Consider the following 16,922-nt stretch of genomic DNA (forward strand, 5'->3'; position numbering starts at 1 on the left):
TGTTCGGGGTATGGAGGGTTCTGTTCCGAGGGTTAGGATCAAGGAATCGATTCAGGAAAGGAGATGAGTCCCGTTGGCTAAATTGTCGCCGCGGCAGCAAGCAATTTTGAACTACATAAAAAAAGAGGTACGGGAAAAAGGGTATCCTCCATCCGTGCGGGAAATCGGTGAAGCTGTCGGTTTAGCCTCCAGTTCCACGGTTCACGGCCATCTCGCCCGTCTGGAGAAAAAAGGATTGATCCGACGCAATCCGACAAAACCGCGAGCGATCGAAGTCCTGAATGACGAGGTGGCGGCAGTGCCGGACGTAGCCCTGCATGCAGTCATGGTTCCCCTGATCGGTAAAGTAACCGCCGGGGAACCCATCACCGCTGTGGAAAATGTGGAGGATTACTTTTCCCTTCCCCGCCGCATGGTGGGTCCCGATGATTCCGTCTTTCTCCTCTCCGTCCGTGGGGACAGTATGATCAATGCCGGGGTGCTGGATGGGGATTACGTGGTGGTACGCCAACAACAGACGGCGGATAACGGGGATATCATTGTGGCGATGACTGAGGAGCACGAAGCGACGGTAAAACGGTTCTATAAAGAGAAGGATCATGTGCGTCTCCAACCGGAAAACGACGAAATGGATCCGATTCTTCTTCCGGAGGTAACGATTTTGGGTAAAGTGATCGGTCTGTTTCGGGAGCTTCACTAACCCCGGACGATCCCTGTCATATGGGTTTGAGATCCGGCTTTCGCCATTGAAACCATCGAAGGCCGGTTTTTTTATATATTCCGATAGAAAGGAGTATTCAAGCCAAGTGCGGAAAGTTGCTCTCATTCTTTTTCTGGCCTTGGTTCTCCTCACCGGCTGCCAAAGCGACTCCGGAGAAAACCCGGATTCCTCCCGGCGGATCCCCGTAGAACTCGTTCGTGTCGTGGACGGAGATACCGTTACGGTAAACATCGAAGGTAAAAAGGAATCCGTTCGCTTCCTCCTGGTGGATACTCCGGAAACCAACCACCCGCGGCTGGGCGAACAACCCTATGGTGCTCAAGCTAAATCCTTTACCAAAAAGATGTTGAATCAAGCCGAAACGGTGGAGTTGGAAAAGGACGTTTCGGAACGGGATAAATACGGTCGCTTACTAGCCTATCTGTATGCGGACGGGGTTTCGGTTCAGGAAGAATTGCTGAAAAAAGGCCTGGCCCGGGTTGCCTATATTTATCCGCCCAATGTGAAATATGTCGACCGTTACCGATCCATGCAAGAGGAAGCCCGACACAAACAGAGGGGCATTTGGGAAGTAGAAAATTACGTACAGGAGGACGGGTTTAAAAAAGAGGTCATTGAAAATCATGAAAAAGGGCGGCAACAGGAGCAAAAGGGAGAGTACATCGCCTCCAAGAACAGCGAAGTCTACCATAAAGTGAGTTGTCCTGATGCCGACACCATTAAGCGGAAAAACCGGATCTATTTTGAGACGGAACAGGAAGCCAAGGCCTCCGGACGCCGGCGTAGCCGATCGCCGGATTGTTGGTAAGGTTGGTGCATTCATATTGCTTCTCAACAAAAAGTCCTCCATGAGGGCTTTTTTTGACTCTATCCAATCAGCGGACGTTCTTCCGGATACCGCCATTGATTTTTCCTTTCGCGTCGAGCGATGGCGAATGCTAACGTCAATGGACCGAGACGGCCTGCGAACATCGTGATCGTAATCAGGATTTTTCCCAGCGGCGTCAGCTCCGGGGTTAATCCCAAAGAAAGACCGACAGTACCGGCTGCCGATACGGTCTCAAACAAAGAGGTCATCAAATCCGTATGTTCCGTTATCGTCAATAAAACAGTGATTGAAAGGATCAATGTAAGGGAAACCACCATAATGGTAAGAGCCCGGTGGACCGAATCAAGGGGAATTCTGCGCCGGAAAACCTCTGTATCCTCTTTCCCGCGGATCATGGCCCAGACAGGATAAGAGGACCACCACAAAGGTCGTTGTTTTAATACCCCCGCCTGTAGAACTGGGGGAAGCACCGATAAACATGAACAGAATGATCATGGTTTGCGTGGCCGGGTACATATCTGCGATATTTAACGTGCTGAACCCCGCTGTCCTTGGTGTCACACCCTGAAAAAACGAAGCCAATATTTTGTCTTTACCCGCGAGGGAGGCAAGGGTGTCCGGATTCCGCCACTCAATCACCATCACCGATAAAGTACCTAAAACCACCAAGGTTCCGGTTATAACCAAGACCAACTTGGTATGCAAACTGATTTTCTGCCGGTAACGAATTTGTCTCCATTCGATAATGACTACGAATCCAAGCCCTCCCAATATAAAAAGGGCGGCAATGGTAAGGTTGACCACAGGGTCCCCCACATATCGGATCAAACTGCTAAATTCCGAATACACACCAAAAAGATCAAAGCCGGCGTTATTGAACGCAGAAATGGAATGAAAAAGCGCGTAGTACAGACCTTTTTGCACCCCCATCTCCGGGATCCATCGAGTCGCCAACAAGACCGTGCCGATCGTTTCAGCTAAAAAGGTAATCCCGACCACGGCTAAAACCAGCCGGACCAGACCCTGGAGCCGGGTTTGATGCAGGGCATGTTGAATAACCAAACGTTCCTTGATCCCGATTCGTTTTCCGAGCATGATGGCAAATAACACACCAAATGTCATAAAGCTCAATCCGCCCACTTGGATAAGTAGCATAATGACCGACTCACCGAATGTACTGAAAGTAGTGGCGGTATCTGTTACCACCAATCCGGTGACACAGACTGCGGATGTAGCAGTGAAAAGGGCATCCAATGGGGACACCGGCTGACGGGATTCCGATGCGATCGGCAAAGATAACAGAAAGGTACCGATCAAAATAGTGACAGCAAAACCGAGAACCAAAGCTTGTGCCGGTGCGAATTTTCAAAATAAAATGGGTATCACCACATTTCCACCATATATAGAGGGGATGAAAAGGTATCAAAAGATCCCTTCTCACAGAAAAAGCCACCGAAGTGTCCGCTTCGGTGGTTGCTTTGAACGCTCTATAAAGAAACCACCACTCCTCTCCTTCACGCTTACGAGGTTAGCTGACGGATTCGGGCTTGTGGAGAGTTCGCCCTACCTGTTGGACAGGATTCACCCCAAAAAATCGGGTCCCCCTCTCCTTTACGGATTCAGCGATTTGAATGGCGCTGTTGCATATCTGACAAACCATGAGTTTAATTTACTCCCATTCGGTCGAGTCGTCAAGGATCATTTCAAGGATGCGCCTTAATAGAAATCATCGGATCTCGGCGCCCTCTTTCATGGTCGATCCCCCCATCAACTAGCGTTTCAACAGGGCTATCGCTTCCTCGACGGGAAGCGATGGAATCGTACGTCCCAAACGTCCCCTTGTGATTTCCGCTGTAAATAAGGAATTCAGAATCGCTTCTTCCGTGGCTTCCACCACACCCCGGAAACTGCGGGAAATCAGAGGGCCGTCTTCCGCCAGATACGGTACTTCGGTAACCGCTTCCGGTGTATGGGAAATGCGGTGGGCATTACTGAAGGCGATCACAATGTCTCCACTTCCGTGATGGGCGATGGAGCCGGTGCGTGCCAACCCGAAAGAAGCCCTTTTGGCTAACCGTTTCAGCTGACGGTTATTCATGGGCAGGTCCGTGGCCACGACGATCATAATTGAACCATCGACGTCCGTCCGGTGAACATTCGGATGGAGCCATCGTCCAACGGGAGTCCCCAAAAGGGTAAAATCAGAACTGACACCGAAATTGGACAGAACCAGCACTCCGATATGGTAGGGGGTTTCCTTGACCTTCACCCTGCGGGAAGCCGTGCCGATCCCTCCTTTCCACCCAAAGCAGATCATCCCGGTACCCGCACCGACACAACCTTCTTGAATCCGACGATGATTTTGGGCTTCTTCAATCGCTGCCCTCGCGTGTTCCGGCCGTATGTGAAACCCTCGCATATCGTTGAGATAACTGTCGTTGCACTCTCCCACCACGACATTGAGCGAACCCGCATCATCCCCAATCCCCGAATCCAGCGCGGTCATGTAGCGGACGGTCCCTTCCGTGACGGCGGGAACGCTGAATGTATTCGTCAGCAGGATCGGGGATTCCAGTACTCCGAGCTCGTCGACCTGGATCAGCCCGGTGGTTTTTCCGAATCCATTGATCACATGGGTGGCTGCAGGTACTTTTTGGCGGAACCAGTTTCCTTCATGGGGAAGAATCGCTGTAACACCTGTACAGGCCGCAGATGGTTCCCCCTCCGCTTTTCGCAAGGTGACATGACCGACTCGAACATTTCTGACATCCGTGATACCGTTGAATCTTCCTGTCGGCAACTCGCCGACAGACAATCCCGCATCCCGTAAACGGCAGTTGCTTTTCATGGTTTCTCCTTTCTCCATATACGGCTTTCCCCGGCGTTCCATCGGTCAAATTCATCATAGCATATAGAGGTTCGGACTTTTGCGTCCATCCCAAAAAGCCTCCCGAATCGGGAGGCTTTTTGGGATCCTTTTATCGACGGATTTCATCACTGATAGCCAATAGCATAAAGTTGTCCGCTGACCGATCCGGAGATGGTATCCCGAACATCGACATAGTACCCTCCGCCATACATGTTGGTGAATTTGACGTACATGTAATTGGATCCGGTGGGTTCCTTATAGGAGGTGCAGTTTCCGGTCGAAGCGCTGCACAGGCGCACTCTTAACTGAGAGGCGCTCACACTCGGCTGAAGGTCATACATATTGACTTCGATCGTATAATGGTTGGGAACCTTTTTCCGATTCCCTCCTTTATCGAAAGTTAATTTCATCCTCTCATTCTATGAAATGGACTCTATAAAATCAAGTCTCTTCGGAAAATTAGTGATAAAAAAATCAGTGTGCAAAAAAAGAATCCCCTGCCTGTAGACAGGGGTCCATCCGTTTTTAGGATTGAGATTGAATAAAGCGTTCGATTCGATCCATCGATTTTTCCAATTGATCCATCGATGTAGCGTAGGAAATGCGGATGTGATCGGGGGCTCCAAAGGCTGCGCCGGGAATGAGAGCCACTTTTTCCTCTTCCAGTAACGCTTTGACCCATTCTTGCGTGGATTGAAACCGACCGGCTTTCTGGACCGCCTCTTTCACATTGGCAAAGACGTAGAAAGCCCCCTTCGGTTTTTCACAATGAACGCCGGGCATCTGTTGCAAACGTTGGACTACAAACTCTCGCCGTTCCCGAAATGCACTCCGCATGCGGTCCACCGGCTCCTGAGTTCCGTTGAGGGCTTCCAGGGCGGCGTACTGAGCGACAGAAGCCGGGTTGGAAGTGCTGTGGCTGGATAATCCCGACATCGCTTTAATGATTCGGGCGTCCCCTGCCGTATAACCGATCCGCCAACCGGTCATCGAATAGGTTTTGGAAACCCCGTTTACAATCAAGGTCCGTTTCTTCAGATCCTCACTCAAGCCGGCGATACTGACATGCTTTTCGTCCCCGTAAATCAGGTGTTCATAGATCTCATCGGAGACGATCGCAAGATCGTGTTGGCTGCATACCTCGCCCAGTGCGGCCAGTTCCTCCCGACTGTAAACGGCACCGGTAGGGTTGGACGGGCTGTTGATCAAAAAGGCGACTGTTTTTTCCGTGATCGCCGACTTTAGTTGTTCCGGAGCCACTTTAAAACCCCGGGATTCTTCCCCTTCGATCACCACCGGCTTCCCTCCGGCCAGCTTCACTTGTTCGATGTAGCTCACCCAGTAAGGAGCGGGAATAATCACTTCATCACCGGGATCCAGGAGCACCTGAAACAGATTGTAAAGGGCGTGTTTGGCTCCTACCGTCACCACGATTTGATCTTTCTCATAGGTTAGATCGTTGTCGCGGGCGAATTTTCGGACGATCGCTTCTTTTAACTCTGCGATGCCACCGGCGGGTGTATACTTTGTCTGCCCCTCCCGCATGGCTCTCTCAGCCGCTTCCATGATGTGGTCCGGTGTATTGAAGTCCGGTTCACCGGCTCCCAGAACAATCACGTCATGGCCTTGTTGTTTCAGAGCCTTGGCTGCAGCCGTAATTTCAATCGTTGTTGAAGGAGTGAGTTGTTGTACCCGATGGGACAATTTCATCGCTCAGTTTCTCCTCTCTGTCTCTCTGGATCGATTCATTAGCCATTGTACCATATACCGGCGGTTTATTCTTCCCGGGCCAGACGCTGGGTTTCCCGGGCGATCATTAACTCTTCGTCAGTGGGAATCACTAATACGGCGACCCGGGATTCCGGAGTGCTGATGATTTGAGGGCCTTCGGGTAATTCGGCGTTCTTCTCCGGATCCAACTCCACTCCCAGGTAGGTCAGATCCCGACAAGTCCACTCCCGGACCAACGATGAGTTTTCTCCGACACCGGCAGTGAAGATCAACGCGTCGACACCGTTCATCGCCGCCGCATAAGCACCGATCGTTTTGCGGAGACGGTATGTGTACATCTCCAGTGCCAACCGGCCCCTTTCATTTCCTTCAAAAGCGGCTTCAGTAATTTCCCGCATATCGCCGGACAGGCCGGAGACTCCCATCAGGCCGCTGTGCTTGTTCATCATAGAGTTGACTTCCGCCAGCGTCAATTCTTCCTTTGCCATGACAAAGGGAACGATCGCCGGATCGATATCCCCGGACCGGGTTCCCATCATCAAACCTTCCAAGGGAGTCATCCCCATACTCGTATCTACGGATCGTCCGCCCTGAACGGCGGTACAGCTGGCCCCGTTTCCGATATGGCAGGAGATCAGATTCATCTCTTCCAGGGATCGGTTCAGCATCCGGGCCGCCCGGCGGGTCACATACTGGTGGGAGGTTCCGTGGAAGCCGTATCGACGGACCTTATGTTTCTGATACAGCACTCGAGGGAGTGCATACATATAGGCATAGTCCGGCATCGTCTGATGAAAGGCTGTATCGAAAACCGCCGCGTGCTGCGCATGAGGCAAGTGGTGGCGGGCGGCGTCGATTCCCGAAAGATTGGGGGGATTATGCAAGGGGGCCAAATCGATATTTTCCCGGATCGCCTGGATCACTTTCTCGTCGATCAGAACCGATTCGGCAAATGTTTCCCCTCCGTGAACCACCCGATGGCCGACGGCATCCACTTCATCAATGCTTTTCAAAACACCCTGTTCCCGGTCGACCAACAGGCTGAGCACCCGGTTCAATCCCTGGCGGTGATCCAGAATCTCCGCCGTCTCCACCCAGGGTTCCTGACCCGTTATTCGGTGGTTCACAATGGACCGATCAGACCCGATCCGTTCCACTAACCCTTTGGCCAAGACTTGTTCGCCATCCATATCAAACAGTTCATATTTGATCGAGGAACTGCCGCAGTTAATCACCAGGACCTTCAACGCTTTTCATCCTCCTTGAGGCGGTCACCGTCTTCATCATAACGGAAAAACCCTTCTCCGGTTTTTACGCCGAGCTGGTTGGCCCGAACCATTTTTTTCAAAAGCGGGGCGGGACGAAACTTACTGTCCCCGTATTCCCGGAATAACCGCTCCATCCATGCCAGTACGGAATCCAATCCGAACCGGTCCGCCATTTCCAGGGGCCCGTAAGGGAATTGAAATCCGTGTTTCATCGCGGCATCGATATCCGACGGCGTCGCCACTCCTTCCATCAGCGTATACAGGGCTTCATTGATCAGAGTGACAATCAGACGAGTGGTCACAAAGCCCGGTGATTCGAATACTTCTACTCCAACGAGGTTGAGTCGATCCAAAAACGGACGAACCTTTTGTACGGTTTCCGGGCTGGTCTTCAACCCCCGTACAATCTCCACCAGATGGACACGAGTACTGGGATGGAGAAAATGAAGGCCGATCACCTGTTCCGGGCGACAGGTGACGGCCGCGAGTTCGGTTACGCTCATGGTGGAAGTATTGCTGGATAAAATCGTGTGTTCGGGGGAAAGGCGATCACTGCGTTCCAAAACAGCTTTCTTTGACTCCAGATCCTCCGTAACCGCTTCGATGACCAGATCCGCCTTTTCCAGGGAAGCGTCGTGATCCGTAAAATCGATCCGCGACAGGATCGATTTTTTCTCCGCTTGTGTAATTCCCCAACGGGACAACTGTTTGTCCAATTTGATTTCGACCTGTTGTCGAGACTGCCGGGCAAGAGTTTTTGTCTTTTCGACAACCGTTACATCCAATCCTTTCTTGGACAGAAGCTCCGCGATTCCCTGTCCCATCGTTCCCCCGCCGTAGACGACGATGTGCTGGATTTCCGACAAAACGATTCTCCTTCCTCTACTGCGTTCAACGGTTCATCTGAACGGGTTTTTTGGCGAATTGCTTTAGTAGCTCCCGGAAACGGCTTCCGGACAAAACTTCCTCTTTGAGAAGCAGATCCAGGGCCCGGGAGAACACTTCCGAATACTGGTTTAGCATTTGAGCTGTCTGTTCATGCAATTCCTTTAGTATCTTAGCAGATTCTCGGTGCAGTGTCTCATAGCTGACCCAATCTTTATTGATGATTCCCAGATCGGATAATCCCGCTTCGATCAGCGTCCGGGTATATCGACCGGCCTGTTCGTAGTCATTCCGGGCACCGGTGGAGCGGTTTCCGTAAACTTGTTCCTCTGCCGCTGCACCGGCCAGACATACCATAATTTGCTGTTCGATTTGTTCCCGGGTATACAGATACCGGTCCACCCCCGGGTGGTGACGGACATACCCCAAAGCCTGACCTCTGGGAGCGAGAGAGACTTGAGAGACGGATTTGGGCCGTACCACTTCCGAAATGATTGCATGACCCAGTTCGTGAATCGCGACCCGTTCCCGCTCTTCCTGAGTCGCCTCCCGGTCGGTTTTTTCTCCCATCATCACCTTGTCAATCGCCTCTGACAGATGACGTTGACAGATGACATCGCTTTGATCCCGCATCGCATAAATGGCCGCTTCGTTGGTCAAACTCTCCAACTGAGCGCCGGAAAATCCGAACGTCTCATCGGCGATTTGATCGATATCCGCGTCCGGTGCCAAGGGCTTGTTTTCCGTTTGCAGCTCCAGAATCATCCGCCGGGCTTTTTTATCCGGGAGATCGACGGAGATATGCCGATCAAACCGGCCCGGGCGCAAAAGTGCCGAATCCAGCATATCTTTGCGGTTGGTTGCCGCAACGACCAGGATCTGAACCTCCTGATCCGAAGCAATACCATCCATCTCTGTCAGCAGCTGGTTCAGCGTCTGATCGTACTCTCGGTGCACGGAACCCTCCCGCTGGCCGCCGATAACGTCGATCTCATCGATAAAAACGATCGCGCTGTTTTTTTGGTTTTTCTTCGCCTGATCCCGGGCTTCCTGAAACAACTCCCGGATCCGTTGGGCACCGACTCCGACATACATCTCCACAAATTCACTTCCAGAGGTGGTAACGAATACCGAATCCGTATAGTGGGCCGCTGCCTTGGCCATCAGTGTTTTACCCGTTCCCGGCGGTCCGGATAACAGGATCCCTTTGATCGGACGAATTCCGTATTGATGGATCCTTTTTCGGTGAATCAGAAAATCGAGTGCTTCCTTCAGCTCCTCCTTGGATCGATACTGACCACCGATCTTATCGAAGGAGATATTGGGAACAGAATCCTTGCGCTGTAACCGCTTCTTCTTTCCAACCCCCAACGCCCCCGACCGGGATTGGAACAACAGGTAGACCGCTCCTGCAACCAATCCCAGAACGACCAGGGGCATCGGACGATAACCCAGATACGCCAAAAACAAGATCACAGCGGGAATCGCTCCGATTATCATTCCCTTACCCATTATCCTTCACCTCGCTTTCCGGTTTATGCAACGGGAGAATGCGGTATAAATAGCGATCGCCGCGATGAAGCTCGATATAGACATAGGAATCATCCATACTGACCTCATACTCGATCTTCTTTCCCTCGGTTCCTTTCTGAACGGCTTTTGGAATTTCCTGATAACGTCGAAGAGCCATTCCTTCCTTGATTCCGAATACCATCTCATTCCAGGCTTTGTGAAGGTGGGAATCCGGTCGATCTTTCAACCGGATCGATAGTTTCCGGTCTCCGGCAACGGTATGCAGTTGGCGGCGCAAAGGCATATAGTCATGAACCACGGAAAATTTTTCATCGGTTTTCAATACAAGTTCCAGATGGGCAGGATCCGCCGATAATTTGGAAAGAGAGACATGGGGAGTCTCCTGAACAGTCTCTGTGATCGGTTTCTCCACCTGAAACCATTGATAAGCCATATAACCCCCAAACAGAACGGAGAGGGTGACAACCAAAGTGATAGCTGCAACGGGCCAGCGAATTTTCATGGATGTCACGCCTCCTTTCTACTCTCGGTAAGAATCAAATCTAGTATATCATAAGATATATTTTCCCGAGAGAAGGAACATTTGGGAAAAGAAAGACCCCTTTCCGGGGGTCGATCCGGTTGAGAATTTCAAAAACGGTAGATGACTTCCTCTTTGGTGTCGTCTTCTTCAAAGGGGACAATCCGAATATTCAACTGGGCCAACTCTCGGTTTTCCGCTTCAAACCAGAACTGATAACGAAGGCGAAATTTACGGCTGGCCCGATTGGCGGCTCCTTTGGAGAAGGCTTTTCCCATCCAATCCCCCAGTTTATCGCCGATATCTTCACTGCTTAAATCCACCTGGAACCCTTTCACTTTTTTATCGTGAATGGTTTGATCCGGTAACTTCCGGACTCTCAAGATGGATTCCTTCACCAACAATAAATGGTCCCGCGGCGATAACAGACCGAATTGCCGACGATTCAGCTGTTCCACCTTTTTTCCGAGCGTCAGCTTAATCTGATCTCCCTTTTTAACAACCTCGATCTTGGGACTTTCTCCCGATTGGCTTTCCAGACTCCAGTCGGTTCCCTCCTGTTTCCCCTCAAGGACGGACCCATCCTTCATGATTAATTGAAAAGGATATTTTTCCCGGTTCAAACGCCGATCGATCCCCTCCATCACTTTTTGTTGAGCGTCTTCTTGCGAAACCGGTGCTTTTGTTTTTTCTGTCGTGGGAGGGGCGCTTTTCTTTTCTGAAGCGGACAGGTCGCAGGCTGAAGTCATCATCATCGGAATGAGCATCCACATCCAAAAGGTCCGGCGCACCGACAAACTCCCCTCTCCATAAAAAACGTATATTTTTCAGTGTACGAATCAAACGAAGCGATTAGCACCCCAACACAAAAAAGCCCGTCCTAAAAGGACCAGAACGGGCATACGTGAAAAAAAGTGTTATTCATCATCAAAGGGAGCCGGGGGATACTATGTTTACGCGAAGGAGGTGAACCGATGGATCCTTCTCTTCCCCCCGGGTTACACGAGCGTTTGACCATGCATTTTACCGGCGAGGAACTGGAGCGAATCCGGCAATACCTGCAAGCCGAATCCTGGGCGTCGCCTTCCTCCCGCTGGCGGAGGTGGTCCGAACAGCCGGAGGAAATTCCGTTACGGTTTCACCTGGATATTGACATGAAAGTTTAACCTGTCTTTATTGTGACTACTTTTCTCCTGCCTATACCCCACCCCAATTTTTACCTGCCAGAGGGCAGGTTTTTTATGGAGCGACTTTTTGAAAAGCCCGACGGGCTTCAAAACGGATTTGTTCCTCATCCAGCGTCAAACATTCCCGGTTTCGAAGCAGAGGAACACCGTCGACAAAGACATCCTGTACATCATCCCGGCTCGCTGAGTAAGCCAAAAGGGATACCAAATCGTGTTGCGGCTGCATGTGCGGGCCGGTAATATCCACAGAGATAAAATCCGCCTTTTTTCCTGTTTCCAAGGTTCCGATTGAATGGTCGAGAAACAGGGCCTCAGCCCCATATACAGTTCCCATTTTCAATGCTGTGGCAGCCGGGACCGCTTCCGGATCTTCCGAGGCACCCTTGTGGATCAAGGCGGCCAGCTGAATTTCTTCCAACAAATCAAGATTATTATTGCTGGCAGCCCCGTCCGTGCCCAAGGCCGGTTTGAGTCCCTGTTTAAACATGGCGGGGATCGGGGCGATTCCACTGCCCAGCTTCAGGTTGCTTCCGGGATTGTGGGATACCTTTACACTGTGATTCGCCAGCTTCCGAATTTCTTCATCGTTGACATGAACCGCATGAGCAACCAATGTCGGTCGTTGGAACACGCCGAGCCGTTCCAGGTGTTCCACGGGTCTCACTCCGTAGTCATCGACGTTTTGCTGCACTTCCTGTCGGGTTTCCGATAAGTGGATGTGGATGGGAACATCGAGGCGGGTGGCGTCCTCGACGATTTTTTCAATGTAGTCCGGAGGACAGGTATAAGGGGCGTGAGGAGCCATCATCGCCGTAATCCGTCCCCCCGCTTTTCCGTTCCAATCGCGGACAAACTGGACCGCTTCCCGTCGTTTCGCCTCCCTTTCCTCCTCGCTTCCCAGACCGATCACTCCTCGGCAGAGGCTGGCCCGGATTCCGGAGTCCTCAACGACCTGAGCCACTTGATCCAGGTGATCGTACATATCGGCAAAACAGGTGGTTCCGCCTCGGATCATCTCCAATACCGCCAGGGAAGATCCCCACCGAACCTGATGCGGACCGAAACGGCCTTCGATCGGCCACATCTTTTCCTCCAGCCAGGTTTGCAGGGGAAGGTCGTCGGCATACCCCCGCAAAAGTGTCATCGCCGAATGGTTGTGCGTATTGACCCATCCGGGGAGGATCAATCGCCCTTTCATGTCCACGACTTCGTCAAATTCCTCCCCGGCGGGCGGGGTTTGACCGATAAAGGTGATCGTATCCTCTTCCACGATCATCGATGCATTTTCCAGCGGAGCCATTTCATCCGTCATCGTCAAAATGTGAGCATGGGTTATCAGTCGTTTCATGGTTGAACCTCCTGAATTCTGCCGTTCATCATCAAGATATCTCAAACGTTTTCCCGTTACAAGGCAGATTCAGGACTCTTGTTTGATAAAGTTCAGAATGTCGGTCAAATCGTATCGGTGGTTCGGATCATAAAGCGGGGCAAAGGGGTCCCCCAGACGAGCCAAACGGCGGTGGACTTCCTCGGGGGTGAACTGCTCCGGCGATAAGCCCGGCTTTAACTCTTCCCATATCAAGGGGGTGGAGACGGGAGCATTGCGACGGGCGCGGGTGGAATACGGTGCGATCAGGGATTTTCCCCGCCAATGCTGCAGGTAATCAAAGTAAACTTTGTCCCCGCGTTGAGACACGGAACGTTCCACTGTAATCAACCGGGGATATCGGCTTGTGAGATATTCGGCGATCAATCGGCTGATTCGCCGGGTATCTTCAAAGGTATATCCGGATCGGATCGGTACATATACCTGTAAACCCGTCGCTCCGGACGTCTTGACCCAACCGTCCAGCCCCATCTTTTGCAGAACCTCCCGTGTGTACAGGGCCGTCTCCATCACCCGGTCGAATCCCTCTACAGAAGGATCCAAGTCGAAGACGATCTCCGGAGGATAACCCGGCTGCTCCGCGTAATCGAAGGAAGGGTGGAACTCCAGACAAGCGAGGTTGGCCAACCAGATCAGTGTCGGGGTATCCTGGAGGAGAATGTAGCGGATCGAACCCGCATCCGCTGTCTGAATCCAGTCGGGTGTATGAGAAGGAGCGTTTTTTTGATAAAAAAAATCGCCCTCTACACCATCGGGGTACCGAATCGTCGTTAAAAAACGCCCTCGACAGTAAGGCAGCAGATATGGGGCCAGTCGCGTCATATGGAGAATCCATTCCCACTTGGTCATCGAAATGTCCGGAAACAAGATCTTGTCGGGATTGGATACGGCGATTTCTCTGTCTTCCACAGTCACCATCCGTTTCTGATCCGTCGGAATCGCCTCCTTTCTTCCGAGATCCTATCCTCCGCCCAATTTCTCCGGGACAAATGTCCGATATGGATCTCCCTACATACATTAAATTGTGCCTATGATGATCAATTGAAGAGGAGGGAATGTCATGGCACAATCGCAAGAGTCTCCATCCTTCGAAAATAACACGGCTTACCAGAACTCGAACCCCTTTCCCGGAGGGTACGGCGGTTACGATCCGTCCTATGCCCATTTCCCCCCGAACTTCGGCGGATACCCGCCGATGACGAATCATACCGGCGGGTACGAGGGATACGGCGGGTATCCGAACCCCTATGGTTTTCAAGGAGATGCTCAAACAAACATTTTCCCCTTTTTTGGATTTCCGTTCTTCGGCGGTTTCCCGTTTTTTCCTTTTTTCCGCCCCTTTCCGTTTTTCGGAGGACGCCGCTTCTTTTAGTCCCGACCCGGCTTCGGCCGGGTTTTTTTGATGGAAAAAATGATGGTGAGATTTATCTTATCCCAATCACGGCTCAAAAACACAGAACTCTGGCGGAATATCGGTAAAGGCTTGAATACTCGGCTGTCTCAAGGTGCGTCCTTGGGTCCATTCAGCATATTGAATCTTCGCGGTGATTTGCGGTTTCACCCAGACAGCATCTCTTATTCGATCCGGTACATTGACAAAAGGCCGTTGATCGATGATCAGGGGGTTCACGGTTTCGGTGAAATCCTTCCATTCCGTTTCCGTCAGTTTTCCAGTCCCCACATGCCCGATATACCACAGTTGCCCTTTTTGATCATAAACACCAGCCAAAATGGCATTGACCCAACCAGATCGAAAAGTGACTCCACCCACCACTGCGATTAAATCGCGATACCATTTTTTCTTGACCCATCGCCGATCTTTTCCCTTGATCCGATACGGACGGGTCAGATCTTTACAGACGATCCCTTCCATATGGGCCGCCTGGATCACTTGAAACAAACGATTCCCATCGGAGAAGTTCTCTACAAGTTGCACATCATCACAAGGCGTGATGATTCGGTTCAATTGTTCTTGTCTCTCGCTTAGAGGTTGGTCCGTAATCCATTCTCCGTTGTAATAAAGGATATCGAAAAGCATGTATGTAACGGCGGTGATCTTTCGAGCCCGTTGTACCCTTTCAGGGGAACGTACAGCATCTCGTTTCATCACCGCATGAAAAGAAGGCTTTCCTTCGACAAGGGATATGATTTCACCGTCCAAAATAACGGAAGAAGCGGAACAATAACGAGGAACATCCACAAATTCCGGGTACTGAAGGGTTCTTTCATTTTGTTTGCGATTAAAAAGCCTCGTTTCCTTTCCGTCAAAATAGGTGAGTACACGGACTCCATCCCACTTCACCTGTGCAATCCATTGATCGCCTTCCGGGATCACCTCGGTGCTCTGAGGCTCAAATGGAATGATGGGTTGAATGTTCATATCGATCTCCTCGTCAGTGCCTATTTTGAAACATCATCCCGGGTTGGATCCTCTCTTTTTTGTGGTGCTAATGCTTTTTTAACCCACCACCAGGGGCCGACGATCAGATAAAGGGGATTTCGAAAAAAGGAGGGTTTTTTCCCCTCAAACAAATGTCCGACGAATTGAAGGATCCATCCCAGGATAAACAGGGTCAGTGCGGTTTTCCAGTAAAAAAAGAACCAAGGAAGGGATACGACGATCATCGGGATTCCGACAGCGTGTGTCAGCTTGTTGATGGGGTGTTGATGATCTTTTTTATACTGTTCCAGGAAATCGGATATATTCACGGAAGGCTCCTCCTTTTCGGGTTACATGGATGTCTGATAGTTGGATTCCATGATAACCTTCCGGAATCCTTGAAACAATCAAAAATCAAGGCGTATGAAACGGACTCCCTGCCCATAGACATGTACCAAAAAGATCGGGAGGACAACATGAACGAATCGTTGAAGCCTACCATGATTCAGACCGTTTTGGGAACGGTGATCGCCGTCAATCTGATGTTGGGCGGTATTCTGATCGCTCGGGAACAGATCGTGATGCCTGAAGCGACCCCCGCCTTGGGTCAACCCTCCGCCCAAACCCGGACGGAGTATCGGATGGAGTTGGAGGGAACGGATCGAAAAGGGAATTGGCGTGTAGAACATTACAGAAAAATAAAGGTTCAATTGGACGAGAAAGGCCGTTTGGTCGAAAAGAAACCCACCTCGGAGCAAATTCACCTTCGCTATTGGGAAGGTGAATAAAGGGGCTACTTTGCGGCCTTTTTCTTTTTACCTCCTTTCTTTCCGCCGCCTTTTTTCGTTCCGGATTGCTCTAGGCTGGCTTTCAGGGCATCCATTAGATCCACCACCCGTTCCGGTTGCCGCTCTGGAGCTTCTACAATCTCTTCCCCTTTGACTTTCTTCTCGATGGCTTCCTCCAAGGATTTACGATAGTCATCCTCATACTTTTCCGGTTCAAATTCCGTCGTCAGGTTTTCGATCAGCTGCTGAGCCATTGTCATCTCTTTCTCGGGCAGTTCCAGATCCGTCGGTACTTCCGGCACCTGGTCCGCTTTTCGAACTTCATCCGGATAAAAAATCGTTTCCATGACCAGACATTGCTCGAAAACCCGCACAACGGCCAAGGACTGTTTTGAACGGATGGTGATCTGTGCCACTCCGATCTTTCCCGTATCCTTCATGGCTTCCCGCAACAGCGAGTAAGCCTTGCCCCCTTCGTCCCCAGGACCTAAATAATAGGTCTTGTCGAAGTAGATCGGATCGATTTCTTCCAACCGAACAAAATCCAGGATTTCGATGGACTTTCGATTTTTCGGTTGAATCGCTTCCAACTCGTCTTTTTCCATCAGTACAAACTGGTTATCGGCATATTCATACCCTTTGACAATCTCGTCCCAGGGAACTTCCTTTTCACAGGTGGGACACGTCCGGGTATACTGAATCGGTGTTTTACACGGGCGGTGAATATTGCGGAAGGAAACACTTTTGTTCTTGGTTGCCGAATACATGCGAACCGGAATATTGACCAGTCCGAAACTGATGGATCCCTTCCATATCGTATGCAT

At 51.0% G+C, this 16,922-nt stretch carries 18 protein-coding genes, 1 pseudogene and 1 riboswitch; of the genes and pseudogenes, 5 read left to right on the forward strand and 14 right to left on the reverse strand.

The window, feature by feature from the left end; all coding sequences use genetic code 11:
- Nucleotides 1-73: 73 nt before the first annotated feature.
- Complete coding sequence (gene lexA, locus CHM34_RS01215) at nucleotides 74-700, forward strand: transcriptional repressor LexA (RefSeq protein WP_094262756.1); 627 nt, start codon at nucleotides 74-76, stop codon at nucleotides 698-700.
- A gap of 106 nt (nucleotides 701-806) precedes the next feature.
- Nucleotides 807-1,529: a thermonuclease family protein gene (locus CHM34_RS01220; protein WP_094262757.1), complete on the forward strand. Its 723-nt coding sequence runs from the start codon at nucleotides 807-809 to the stop codon at nucleotides 1,527-1,529.
- A gap of 59 nt (nucleotides 1,530-1,588) precedes the next feature.
- Here the strand turns inward: CHM34_RS01220 and CHM34_RS01225 are convergent.
- The 9 genes and pseudogenes from CHM34_RS01225 to CHM34_RS01270 form a co-directional block, all read right to left on the reverse strand.
- Nucleotides 1,589-2,894 (reverse strand): annotated as a pseudogene (locus tag CHM34_RS01225) (TrkH family potassium uptake protein).
- A gap of 158 nt (nucleotides 2,895-3,052) precedes the next feature.
- Nucleotides 3,053-3,185, reverse strand: a riboswitch (cyclic di-AMP (ydaO/yuaA leader).
- Nucleotides 3,186-3,321: 136 nt separating this feature from the next.
- Nucleotides 3,322-4,416: a DmpA family aminopeptidase gene (locus tag CHM34_RS01235; protein WP_240511807.1), complete on the reverse strand. Its 1,095-nt coding sequence runs from the start codon at nucleotides 4,414-4,416 to the stop codon at nucleotides 3,322-3,324.
- Nucleotides 4,417-4,544: 128 nt separating this feature from the next.
- Nucleotides 4,545-4,829: a hypothetical protein gene (locus tag CHM34_RS01240; RefSeq protein ID WP_094262759.1), complete on the reverse strand. Its 285-nt coding sequence runs from the start codon at nucleotides 4,827-4,829 to the stop codon at nucleotides 4,545-4,547.
- 115 nt (nucleotides 4,830-4,944) lie between these two features.
- Entirely contained in the window at nucleotides 4,945-6,129 is a 1,185-nt protein-coding gene (locus CHM34_RS01245) for a pyridoxal phosphate-dependent aminotransferase (protein WP_094262760.1), read from the reverse strand.
- A 65-nt stretch (nucleotides 6,130-6,194) separates the two neighbouring features.
- Complete coding sequence (locus tag CHM34_RS01250) at nucleotides 6,195-7,397, reverse strand: acetate/propionate family kinase (RefSeq protein ID WP_094262761.1); 1,203 nt, start codon at nucleotides 7,395-7,397, stop codon at nucleotides 6,195-6,197.
- Nucleotides 7,394-8,284 carry a 3-hydroxyacyl-CoA dehydrogenase family protein gene (locus CHM34_RS01255; protein WP_276207670.1) on the reverse strand — a complete coding sequence of 297 codons (891 nt, stop codon included), beginning with the start codon at nucleotides 8,282-8,284 and terminating at the stop codon, nucleotides 7,394-7,396. Before CHM34_RS01255 ends, CHM34_RS01250 begins: the two co-directional genes overlap by 4 nt.
- A 25-nt stretch (nucleotides 8,285-8,309) precedes the next feature.
- Nucleotides 8,310-9,815, reverse strand: coding sequence for an AAA family ATPase (locus tag CHM34_RS01260; protein ID WP_094262762.1), 1,506 nt, complete (start codon nucleotides 9,813-9,815; stop codon nucleotides 8,310-8,312).
- Nucleotides 9,808-10,338 carry a hypothetical protein gene (locus tag CHM34_RS01265; protein ID WP_094262763.1) on the reverse strand — a complete coding sequence of 177 codons (531 nt, stop codon included), beginning with the start codon at nucleotides 10,336-10,338 and terminating at the stop codon, nucleotides 9,808-9,810. Before CHM34_RS01265 ends, CHM34_RS01260 begins: the two co-directional genes overlap by 8 nt.
- Before the next feature lie 128 nt (nucleotides 10,339-10,466).
- Nucleotides 10,467-11,147 (reverse strand): hypothetical protein, encoded by a 681-nt coding sequence (locus CHM34_RS01270; RefSeq protein ID WP_094262764.1) that lies wholly within the window; start codon nucleotides 11,145-11,147, stop codon nucleotides 10,467-10,469.
- A 183-nt stretch (nucleotides 11,148-11,330) separates the two neighbouring features.
- Here CHM34_RS01270 and CHM34_RS01275 point away from each other — a divergent pair, with 183 nt between their 5' ends.
- Nucleotides 11,331-11,522 carry a hypothetical protein gene (locus CHM34_RS01275; RefSeq protein WP_094262765.1) on the forward strand — a complete coding sequence of 64 codons (192 nt, stop codon included), beginning with the start codon at nucleotides 11,331-11,333 and terminating at the stop codon, nucleotides 11,520-11,522.
- A 73-nt stretch (nucleotides 11,523-11,595) separates the two neighbouring features.
- Here CHM34_RS01275 and CHM34_RS01280 read toward each other — a convergent pair whose 3' ends face one another.
- On the reverse strand, nucleotides 11,596-12,891 hold the full coding sequence (locus CHM34_RS01280; protein ID WP_094262766.1) for an amidohydrolase: 1,296 nt from the start codon (nucleotides 12,889-12,891) through the stop codon (nucleotides 11,596-11,598).
- 69 nt (nucleotides 12,892-12,960) lie between these two features.
- A complete protein-coding gene (gene ligD, locus CHM34_RS01285) occupies nucleotides 12,961-13,848 on the reverse strand; it encodes a non-homologous end-joining DNA ligase (RefSeq protein WP_094262767.1) in 888 nt (295 codons plus the stop codon).
- A 142-nt stretch (nucleotides 13,849-13,990) separates the two neighbouring features.
- Here ligD and CHM34_RS01290 point away from each other — a divergent pair, with 142 nt between their 5' ends.
- Nucleotides 13,991-14,302 (forward strand): hypothetical protein, encoded by a 312-nt coding sequence (locus tag CHM34_RS01290; RefSeq protein ID WP_094262768.1) that lies wholly within the window; start codon nucleotides 13,991-13,993, stop codon nucleotides 14,300-14,302.
- A 66-nt stretch (nucleotides 14,303-14,368) separates the two neighbouring features.
- Here CHM34_RS01290 and CHM34_RS01295 read toward each other — a convergent pair whose 3' ends face one another.
- Nucleotides 14,369-15,310, reverse strand: a complete 942-nt coding sequence (locus CHM34_RS01295; RefSeq protein WP_094262769.1) for an ATP-dependent DNA ligase — start codon at nucleotides 15,308-15,310, stop codon at nucleotides 14,369-14,371.
- 20 nt (nucleotides 15,311-15,330) lie between these two features.
- On the reverse strand, nucleotides 15,331-15,639 hold the full coding sequence (locus tag CHM34_RS01300) for an Mpo1-like protein (protein ID WP_094262770.1): 309 nt from the start codon (nucleotides 15,637-15,639) through the stop codon (nucleotides 15,331-15,333).
- Between the two features lie 147 nt (nucleotides 15,640-15,786).
- Here CHM34_RS01300 and CHM34_RS18900 point away from each other — a divergent pair, with 147 nt between their 5' ends.
- The gene (locus tag CHM34_RS18900; RefSeq protein WP_141201606.1) at nucleotides 15,787-16,098 is read left to right on the forward strand and encodes a hypothetical protein; all 312 of its coding nucleotides are present in this window, start codon (nucleotides 15,787-15,789) and stop codon (nucleotides 16,096-16,098) included.
- Between the two features lie 5 nt (nucleotides 16,099-16,103).
- Here the strand turns inward: CHM34_RS18900 and ku are convergent, their stop codons facing one another.
- The gene (gene ku, locus CHM34_RS01310; protein WP_094262772.1) at nucleotides 16,104-16,922 is read right to left on the reverse strand and encodes a non-homologous end joining protein Ku; all 819 of its coding nucleotides are present in this window, start codon (nucleotides 16,920-16,922) and stop codon (nucleotides 16,104-16,106) included.

Source organism: Paludifilum halophilum, from assembly GCF_002245355.1.
GTDB classification, from domain to species: domain Bacteria; phylum Bacillota; class Bacilli; order Thermoactinomycetales; family DSM-45169; genus Paludifilum; species Paludifilum halophilum.